Origin of the sequence: Sporosarcina sp. (assembly GCF_029257255.1) — a bacterium.
GTDB lineage: Bacteria > Bacillota > Bacilli > Bacillales_A > Planococcaceae > Sporosarcina.
The window spans coordinates 25,709-34,846 of the sequence record NZ_JARICI010000051.1; the positions used below are offsets into that span (position 1 = coordinate 25,709).

General features: G+C 40.2%; 9 protein-coding genes. 8 read left to right on the forward strand and 1 reads right to left on the reverse strand.

Annotation, left to right across the window (positions count from 1 at the left end; genetic code table 11):
* Positions 1-95 precede the first annotated feature (95 nt).
* Entirely contained in the window at positions 96-665 is a 570-nt protein-coding gene (locus tag Q1J64_RS10845; RefSeq protein ID WP_301109083.1) for a thioredoxin family protein, read from the forward strand.
* A 78-nt stretch (positions 666-743) separates the two neighbouring features.
* Entirely contained in the window at positions 744-1,667 is a 924-nt protein-coding gene (locus Q1J64_RS10850; protein WP_301109084.1) for a diacylglycerol kinase, read from the forward strand.
* A 117-nt stretch (positions 1,668-1,784) separates the two neighbouring features.
* On the opposite strand, the gene Q1J64_RS10855 is transcribed toward Q1J64_RS10850, so the two are convergent.
* Positions 1,785-2,219, reverse strand: coding sequence for an NUDIX hydrolase (locus tag Q1J64_RS10855; RefSeq protein ID WP_301109085.1), 435 nt, complete (start codon positions 2,217-2,219; stop codon positions 1,785-1,787).
* A 304-nt stretch (positions 2,220-2,523) separates the two neighbouring features.
* Here Q1J64_RS10855 and Q1J64_RS10860 point away from each other — a divergent pair, with 304 nt between their 5' ends.
* From Q1J64_RS10860 to Q1J64_RS10885, 6 genes are all read left to right on the forward strand, one after another.
* Positions 2,524-3,861, forward strand: a complete 1,338-nt coding sequence (locus tag Q1J64_RS10860; RefSeq protein ID WP_301109086.1) for a cytochrome ubiquinol oxidase subunit I — start codon at positions 2,524-2,526, stop codon at positions 3,859-3,861.
* The gene (locus tag Q1J64_RS10865; RefSeq protein ID WP_301109087.1) at positions 3,858-4,883 is read left to right on the forward strand and encodes a cytochrome d ubiquinol oxidase subunit II; all 1,026 of its coding nucleotides are present in this window, start codon (positions 3,858-3,860) and stop codon (positions 4,881-4,883) included. The genes Q1J64_RS10860 and Q1J64_RS10865 overlap by 4 nt, the downstream gene beginning before the upstream one ends.
* Positions 4,884-4,895: 12 nt before the next feature.
* The gene (gene cydS, locus Q1J64_RS10870) at positions 4,896-5,030 is read left to right on the forward strand and encodes a cytochrome bd oxidase small subunit CydS family protein (protein WP_301109088.1); all 135 of its coding nucleotides are present in this window, start codon (positions 4,896-4,898) and stop codon (positions 5,028-5,030) included.
* A 65-nt stretch (positions 5,031-5,095) separates the two neighbouring features.
* The gene (gene rlmD, locus Q1J64_RS10875; protein WP_301109089.1) at positions 5,096-6,466 is read left to right on the forward strand and encodes a 23S rRNA (uracil(1939)-C(5))-methyltransferase RlmD; all 1,371 of its coding nucleotides are present in this window, start codon (positions 5,096-5,098) and stop codon (positions 6,464-6,466) included.
* A gap of 209 nt (positions 6,467-6,675) precedes the next feature.
* Positions 6,676-7,737: a DNA cytosine methyltransferase gene (locus Q1J64_RS10880; RefSeq protein WP_301109090.1), complete on the forward strand. Its 1,062-nt coding sequence runs from the start codon at positions 6,676-6,678 to the stop codon at positions 7,735-7,737.
* 183 nt (positions 7,738-7,920) lie between these two features.
* Positions 7,921-9,042 carry an ATP-binding protein gene (locus Q1J64_RS10885; protein WP_301109091.1) on the forward strand — a complete coding sequence of 374 codons (1,122 nt, stop codon included), beginning with the start codon at positions 7,921-7,923 and terminating at the stop codon, positions 9,040-9,042.
* The last annotated feature ends 96 nt before the right edge of the window (positions 9,043-9,138 follow it).

The following is a 9,138-nucleotide window of genomic DNA, read 5'->3' on the forward strand; positions in this document are numbered from 1 at the left end:
TACTATAAGTCAAAGCGTCCCAGGAAAAGACCAAACCAGTCTAACCTGGGCGTTTTTTCAACTTACTGATTTACATGAAACAGGAGGGGATTGTCATGAAAACAGAACAGCAATATTTTGAAGAAGCCGTATCACTTCAGGAATATATGGACAATATGGAAACGCATAAAGAAAACAGTTTTTTAATCTATAATGAGTTTGAAGTGCCGAAGGATGATGAATTTATTGAAATACTGAAAGAAAAGCAACCCCATGTTCTCGTCATTACAGAAGATTGGTGCGGCGACGCAATGCTGAATAATCCGATTTTGAGACGGATTGCAGAAGCGGCATTGATTGACGTACGTACCGTATTACGAGATGAAAATCCTGATTTGATAGATCGTCATTTGACGAATGGTGGACGTTCAATTCCTATTTATATTTTATTGGATTCAGCAGGTGAAGTGATGGCTAAATGGGGGCCGCGTGCTCCAATTTTACAAGAATACGTAATGGCGGGTCGTGCTGAGCTGCCGGAACAAGATGCTCCTGATTTTGAAGAAAAGCAGAAAGCATTCTATGCAAAGTTGATGTCGGAATATACGGTAAAGCCAACGAATTGGCTTGCCGTATACGGCGATATTCGTTCCCAATGGCTGCCTATGCTGCAGCAGGTGAATTAACAAGTTACAAGAATTCATATGATGATGGTAAAGGTCTGAATAGTCATTTTAGACACGAAAGGATCGAGGGGAAAGTTTATGAAACGTGCACGTATAATTTATAATCCGACTGCAGGAAAAGAAGCATTCCGTAAGCATTTGGCTGATGTCCTCGAAAAGCTCGAGAAAGCCGGCTATGAAACATCCGCTCACGCAACGACATGTGAGGGTGATGCGACAGAAGCGGCAAAAGAAGCGGTACACAGAGGCTTTGATGTAATAATTGCTGCAGGCGGTGACGGAACGCTGAATGAGGTGGTGGAAGGTGTTGGGCATTTTGACGAACGTCCAAAGATTGGCCTGATTCCTATGGGAACGACAAACGACTTCGCTAGAGCGCTGCGCATTCCAAGAGATATCGACGGTGCGGTAGATATCATCTGCAAAGGTGATACAACGCCTGTCGATGTCGGCCTGATGAATGATCGCTATTTCATTAATATTGCCGGTGGCGGCAGAATGACGGAATTGACATATGAAGTGCCAAGCCGTCTTAAAACTGTACTCGGCCAGCTCGCATATTACCTAAAAGGCATTGAAATGTTGCCTTCTATCCATTCCAGTCATATGCGGATTGAATATGATGGGAAAGTGTTTGATGATGAAGCGATGATGTTTCTGATTGGTTTGACCAACTCTGTCGGCGGATTTGAGAAGCTGGCACCTGATTCGAGTATCAATGATGGATACTTCACGTTACTCATTCTGAAAAAATGTAATATTGCTGAATTTATTCGCGTGGTTACTCTTGCTTCAAGAGGGGAACATTTGGACGATCCGCTCGTTATACAAGCGAAAGCAGAAAAAGTAGTGGTTACTTCAAACGATGAAGTACTTTTGAATCTGGATGGAGAATATGGCGGTGTCCTGCCGGCTACTTTTAAAAACCTGTATAGACACATTGAAATGTTTGTTCCGTTGCAGAAATTGCGTGAACAGGACAAAGTAGAAGAAATTAACTAAAAGTAAGCAAAACAAAAGACTATTCCAATCGCCGCGATAAGTTCGGATGGAATAGTCTTTTATTGTTTAAAATTAGTGTGATGGGAGCTATGCAGGAAGCACAGTCTCAGGTCCATATCAGATGTATTCAATCGCTTCTCCTTGTTTTGCAGCTAATTTCGGTACCGCATTCAACGGCATCCACCGATAGCTGAATAATAGACCTGCGTCTTTACCTTCACCTTCTACACGATATTCCCATTCGTTTGTTTCTTCTTTACCTACATAAGAAAAATGGAAAATAGTCCGTTCGTAGATTACGTTCTTGTCTTCTGGAAAGAATTTTGACGATTTTACTTTACCTTCTAATATAAGTTCATCGCGAAGGATACCGGATTCTTCTTCGATTTCTCGATATAACGCATCCAATAAAAGTTCGTTTCGTTCAATCGTGCCACCGGGTACCTGCAGACCTGCTTCAGGCTGATCAGTTTGTTCGTAAACCAATAGTTTCCGATGTCTTCCTTCCCCTTTTGTAATATAAGCTAATACTTTTCTCTTTATCCTTTTCACTTTATTTCACCTCTCTATAGTTAACCTATTATACTGTAAAAATTAACAATTGACAAGTGAAAAGTTTTAATCAATTATTATACATTAATTTAATGCTCTGTAAGCGAAAAAAAACGTCTAAATTTCAACAAAAGGGTTAAAACTAGAGTGATTAAGGGAAATACTAAAAAAGGACTGTCGAAGGAAGTGATGATGGATGTACAAAAGACAGGAAAAGCGGCTGATGTGGCTGGCATTTATTGTGGCAGGCATCATGCTACTTTCCATCGTGGGAAGATTATTTTCATAATTGGAGGTGTACTGAGTGGATTCCGTTTTTTATTCAAGAGTGTTAACAGAGCTGACGCTATCATTCCATATCATTTATGCGACGATTGGTGTCGGGGTACCGCTGATGATTATGCTCGCGCAGTGGGTTGGAATCAAGAAGAATGATGAACATTATATTTTACTGGCAAGACGGTGGGCTCGCGGGTTTGTAATTACGGTAGCTGTCGGAGTTGTGACAGGAACCGCTATCGGTCTACAGTTATCATTATTGTGGCCAAACTTTATGGAACTGGCCGGTAATGTGATTGCACTGCCATTATTCATGGAGACGTTTGCATTCTTTTTTGAAGCGATTTTCCTGGGGATATATTTGTACACATGGGACAGATTTGAAAATCAAAAGAAACATTTTATGATTTTAATCCCTGTAGCGCTTGGCGCGTCTTTTTCTGCAGTATTCATTACGATTGTGAATGCGTTTATGAATGCACCGCAAGGTTTTAATTTGGTGAACAACGAACTGATTAATGTGAATCCGCTGGTGGCAATGTTTAATCCTGCTATGCCAACTAAAGTGGCCCACGTAGTTGGGACTGCATATATGACGTCTGCTTTTTTATTGGCAGCTATTGCAGCATTTCGCTTGTTGCGCGGTTCTGATCATATCTATCATAAAAAAGCACTTTATCTCACACTCAAAGTGGGCTTTATATTCAGTGTCACTGCTGCATTAATAGGAGACTTGTCTGGGAAGTACTTAGCGGAGTATCAACCGGAAAAACTGGCAGCTGCGGAATGGCATTTTGAGACGGAAGAAAATGCGCCGCTGATGTTGTATGGAATACTCGATGACGGCGAAGTGAAATACGCTATTAAAATTCCATATGCTTTGTCGATTTTAGCTCATGGGTCACCGAAAGCGGAAGTCATTGGGTTGGATCAATTCGCGGAAGAAGATACGCCGCCTCTCTACATTCACTATTTGTTTGATATCATGGTGACAATCGGCATGACGCTGTTGGCATTGTCTGCAGTGTTCTGGATTGGTATGTGGCGTAAGTGGAGGTTCGTTGAGTCGCGCTGGTTCCGTTGGCTGATCGTATTGGGCGGACCATTAGTATTTATTTCGCTCGAAACAGGCTGGTGGCTTGCAGAAGTCGGCAGGCAGCCATGGATCCTGAGAAATATTATGCGTACATCAGAGGCTGCGACAAGCAGTGGTCAAGTGGATACGATGTTAGTACTCTTTGCATTGCTTTATTTAGTGCTTGGAGTCGGCAGTGTAGTAGTTCTCCGCAGAATGTTCGTCAGTAACCCGGTAGAACGTGAAATTGCCGACAGGGAACAAGAAAAGGGCGGTGATATCCAATGACCATTGAAATACTTGGAATCACGGTTTTATGGGTGTTTTTATTCGGTTATATCATGATCGGAGCCATCGACTTTGGCGCGGGATTCTTTAATGCCTACAGTTTATTGACAGGAAAGCAGCGCATTTTGACGAATGTCATTCAGCGCTATCTGTCGCCAGTTTGGGAAGTAACCAATGTCTTTCTGGTGTTTTTCTTCGTTGGGATTATCGGATTTTTCCCGAAAACTGCTTTTTATTACGGGACCACCTTACTCGTGCCGGTAAGTTTCGGTATTATTTTGCTGGCTGTCCGAGGCTCTTACTACGCGTTTGAAACGTACGGGGCACGCGGACATAAAGGGTATTCATTTGCTTACGGGGCAGCAGGTCTTTTATTACCTGCTTCACTGTCCATTGTATTGACTATATCTGAAGGTGGTTTCGTTGATTTAGTGGACGGACAGCCAGTACTCGATTACTGGAAACTGTTCTCCAGTCCGCTTACTTGGTCGATCGTTGTGCTGAGTATCGCGGCAACGCTGTATATTTCTGCAGTATTTCTAACTTGGTATGCCAATAAAGCAGGAGACAGTGAGGCGACATCTTTATTAAGAAAGTACGCACTCATTTGGGCATTACCGACGATCATTGCGGCAGGCGGTATCATATTCGAGCTGCGTAAGCACAATCCGCTGCATTATGAAAACATCCAGCGTTTCTGGCCGATGTTTCTGATTTCATTTCTGTTGTTTTTGGGCACGGCATTTCTCATCTGGAAACGCCGTCAATATGGTATGGCATTCGGACTGCTGGCGGGACAGTTTGTTTTCGCGTTCTTTGGATATGGAGCATCGCATTACCCTTATTTACTCTATCCGTACTTGACGATCTATGACAGCTTCACCAATCATGCGATGGCAATAGCATTGATCACAGCTTTCGTATTTGGCTTGCTGCTTCTCATTCCATCGCTCTATTTATTGCTGAGGATGTTCTTGTTCAATAAAGAGTACGTAAAAGGGAAAGAAGACCATCATGCGTAAGGGGGAGTTTAAGTGAATGATTTTTTAATTTTCTATGCACCTTTTTTAATTATCATCGCAGGTATTACGTTATCCTTTTTCGTTGTGCTGAAAGATGATGCGGTAACGAGAAATGAATATGAAGAAAGTGAGAAAACAGACGTGTAATGCGTCTGTTTTTTGATTTGCCTGGCATGGTACAATAGAAGTATCTGAAAGATGGAGGAAAAATCATGAGTTTTGCTGTAAATAAAAACGATCGAATAGAAGTGCAAATAGAGGATCTGACACATGACGGAGCAGGAGTAGCGAAAGTCGACGGCTATCCGCTTTTCATTCAGGGCGCTTTGCCAGGAGAGACGGCAGAAGTACTGGTGCTGAAAACATTGAAAAAGTATGGCTTTGCGAAACTAATGAATGTCCTGCAACCTGCGCCAGAGCGCGTAACACCGCCTTGCCATGTGTTCCCAACATGCGGTGGCTGCCAGCTGCAGCACTTGTCCTATGAGGCGCAGCTGATTCAGAAACGGAAGTCAGTACGCGATGTGATGGATCGAATCGCCAAATTGCCGGATGTTCCGGTGCTTGAAGTAAAAGGAATGGACGACCCATGGCGCTATCGTAACAAATCGCAAATCCCGTTCGATACGGAAAACGACCGGGTCATTACAGGATTTTATAAATCCCGCACACATCATATCGTGGATACCGATGTCTGTTTGATTCAAACGGTAGAAGCAGACAACTTGATGAGGCTTCTGAAGCATAAAATTCAGCAACTTGGCATTGAAACCTATGATGAGAAGACACATAGAGGGATGCTTCGGCATTTGATTGTACGAAAAGCACGGCAGACTGGGCAAGTGATGGTTGTACTCGTTACCCGACATAAAAAGTTTCCGCAGAAAGATGCAGTAGTGGATTTGATTCGGCAGGAAGTCCCGGAAGTTACGTCCATTATGCAGAACGTAAACAGTGCAAACACCAATGTCATCATGGGCAATGAAACGATTAATCTGTATGGTGAAAATGTCATCATCGACCGGATTGGCGATACGTCATTCGAAATTTCAGCGCGTTCCTTCTATCAGGTGAATCCTGTGCAGACAGAAGTGTTGTATCAGCAGGCGCTTGACTATGCGGGTCTGACGGGCAATGAAACGGTCATCGATGCTTATTGTGGAATTGGTACAATTTCTTTATTCCTGGCGAAACAGGCGAAGGAAGTATACGGAGTGGAAATTGTTCCGCAGGCCATTCAAGATGCCAAACGAAATGCTGAATTGAACGGCATAACAAATACTCATTTTGAAGCAGGAGCTGCTGAAGAAATCATTCCGAAATGGTATGCAGACGGCAAACGGTTCGATGTATTGGTAGTAGATCCGCCGCGCAAAGGCTGCGATGAAAAGTTATTAGAAACGATTTTGGAATATAAGCCGAGAAAAGTGGTTTATGTATCATGTAATCCAGGAACGCTTGCACGCGATTTGCGTATTTTGGAAGATGGCGGCTACCGTACGAAAGAAGTGCAGCCTGTGGATATGTTCCCACATAGCAGTCATGTGGAGTGCGTGGCGTTGCTACAAAGAGAAACTATATAGAAATCCTTAGTTTTAAACACTTTCACAAGCATTTCGTGTTTTTAGGAGAAGGTGAAAAGGCGAGAAATAAAGTACTGAAAAACCATATTACCGTTTCAGTGGTAATTGATCTGGGGTGTGGGAACACAATAGAATAAAAATATTGTAAGGCGTTCAAATAAAATGAACGTCTTTTTTTTACGCCTAAAAATGGAGAATAGAGGTGGAATATGACAAAAATAACTTTAGGAAGTTTATTTGATGGGATTGGTGTATTTCCATTAGCTGCTTCTCGTTATGGAATTCAACCAATATGGGCAAGTGAAATTGAAAAAGCACATATATCAATTACGAAGCGACATTTTCCTAACATACATCATTTAGGAGATATTACCAAAGTAAATGGTGGAGAGATATCACCTGTTCATATCATTACATTTGGCTCACCTTGTCAGAATTTATCCAATATCGGTAAACGAGAAGGTCTTACAGGAAGTCAATCTAGTTTATTTTATCATGCAATAAGAATTATTGAAGAAATGAGGTGTGCAACGAATGGAACATATCCAGTTATCGCTGTTTGGGAAAACGTCATGGGAGCTTTTTCATCAAATGACAGGCTGGATTTTAAGGCCGTGCTTGAATCGTTCACAAATACCGAAATTCCAATGCCTGCTTCCGAAGTAAGGGCAAACGCCGGAATGGTCCGAGGGAATGATATTGATATCGCATGGCGATTGTTGGATGCCCAATATTGGGGAAGGCCCACACTTGCTCAAAGAAGAAGACGTATCTTCCTCGTGGCAGATTTTGGAGGATCACGTGCCACAGAAATATTATTTAAAGCCCGCGATTTGCAATCGGTTTTTACGTCTTGCGGAGAGAGCAGGCTGTCCACCACCATCGCCAGTAGAATATCTACTCAAAAAGCAAGGGGGAAAATACCCATCATCCGTCCCTTTCAAGAACGACGTATGCGAAGTACAGCCAAAGAAAAAAATGAAAAAGGATTTCATGGAAGTTTCGGAAGAACAGGAGATCCTTTCCCCACTTTACTCGCGGGATCCGTAAATTATTTTACATTTTGGTACGAAGGAGAAGAGAAAGAAGGATTTATTCGCCAACTTACTCCATTGGAATGCGAACGTTTAATGGGGTTACCAGAGGGATGGACAGCCCATGGAAATAAAGGTGAAGCAATAAGTGATTATGCTAGATATAAGGCTATTGGAAATGCGATTGCTGTACCATGTGCGGAATATATTATGGCTGGTATTGCAGAAGTGTTATAGGTACCAAACCACCATATGACAAATTTTATCTGTCACGCTTTTTTATGATATGAGATAACAAAATTATGTCTATACTGATTCACTGTAGCAATATCGACTCTACCATATTTACTTTTAGTTTCTATGAGTATGTATTAGAATGGAGATAATAGTCCTAGAAATAGGGGGAATGGAGAGAGATAGATGATACTAGAAAAAGTCGAGATAGTAAATTATCGGATGTTGAAAGATTTTGAGCTAGATTTAAAAAGTGATCTTTCATTAATAGTGGGAAAAAATAATTGTGGAAAAACATCATTATTAACAGTTATGGATAAATTCCTAAATTTTAATAGTAATCAATTTAAGTGGGATGATTTTAATTTGGATTTTCAAAAGTATATATTTGAAAAAATGGTTAAAAATGTAAAAGAGATTGAGAAAAATTTTGAATCCGATGGCATTAAGCTAACCCTTTTTATTAGTTATGATGAAAATGATAATTATGCTAATATTCAAAACCTTATGCTTGATCTAAATCCAGCAAATAATACTGTTGTGTTAGAATTTGACTATTCGATTTTGGAAGACAAATTTAAAAATCTAAAAAAAGATTATGAAGAACTTGCAGAAAAAAACTTCGAACAATTTATAAAGTATATTAAAAAGAATTTCAAAAAGTATTTTACTTTAAACGTATATGCACGTGGATATGATGTAGTTAAGAAAAAGCTTACTGAAGAAAAGTCTGCTCCTCTAGATAAAAAAGAAGTGCAAAGAATTATTAGATTTCAAAGTATAAAAGCTAGTCGTGAGGCCTCCAATAAACATAATGATCACTCTTTATCATCACTTTCGTCGAGATATTATGAATATTTAAAGGGAAATGAATCTGAAACTATTATTGAATTTGAAAAAGCTATTATGGACACTGATGAATCTTTGAATCAAATTTATAAAAAGGTTTTTTCTAATATTGGACAAAGTGTTGCAAAATTTGGCGGTGTTGATGGTGAAACTCAAATAAGTATACAATCATCTTTAGGAGAAAAGGAACTTCTTTCTGGAAATACAACGTTATACTATAAATATGATGAAGTACATTTACCAGAAAGTTACAATGGTTTAGGGTATTTAAATCTAATCGGTATCATTTTTGAAATAGAAACAATTATTGCTGGATTCCATGGTAAAGAGAATGAAGAATCTGCGGATATTAATATTTTATTTATTGAGGAACCGGAGGCACATACACATCCGCAACTTCAATATATTTTTATAAAAAATATTAAAGAATTGAATCAATTTCATAATTGCTCTTTTTAAAAATACAAACAAGAGCCGAATTGGCAAATTGTATTTCAAAAAACAGAAATCATGCAGCTTGAAGCAGTTGTAACCTGCTGTTGATTCGATCAGCAG

What these genes read in the sequence shown, in the direction of transcription:
- Q1J64_RS10845 (WP_301109083.1), top strand. Translation starts at nt 96, where the DNA reads ATGAAAACAGAACAGCAATATTTTGAAGAAGCCGTATCACTTCAGGAA.
- Q1J64_RS10850 (WP_301109084.1), top strand. Translation starts at nt 744, where the DNA reads ATGAAACGTGCACGTATAATTTATAATCCGACTGCAGGAAAAGAAGCA.
- Q1J64_RS10865 (WP_301109087.1), top strand. Translation starts at nt 3,858, where the DNA reads ATGACCATTGAAATACTTGGAATCACGGTTTTATGGGTGTTTTTATTC.
- rlmD (WP_301109089.1), top strand. Translation starts at nt 5,096, where the DNA reads ATGAGTTTTGCTGTAAATAAAAACGATCGAATAGAAGTGCAAATAGAG.
- Q1J64_RS10880 (WP_301109090.1), top strand. Translation starts at nt 6,676, where the DNA reads ATGACAAAAATAACTTTAGGAAGTTTATTTGATGGGATTGGTGTATTT.
- Q1J64_RS10885 (WP_301109091.1), top strand. Translation starts at nt 7,921, where the DNA reads ATGATACTAGAAAAAGTCGAGATAGTAAATTATCGGATGTTGAAAGAT.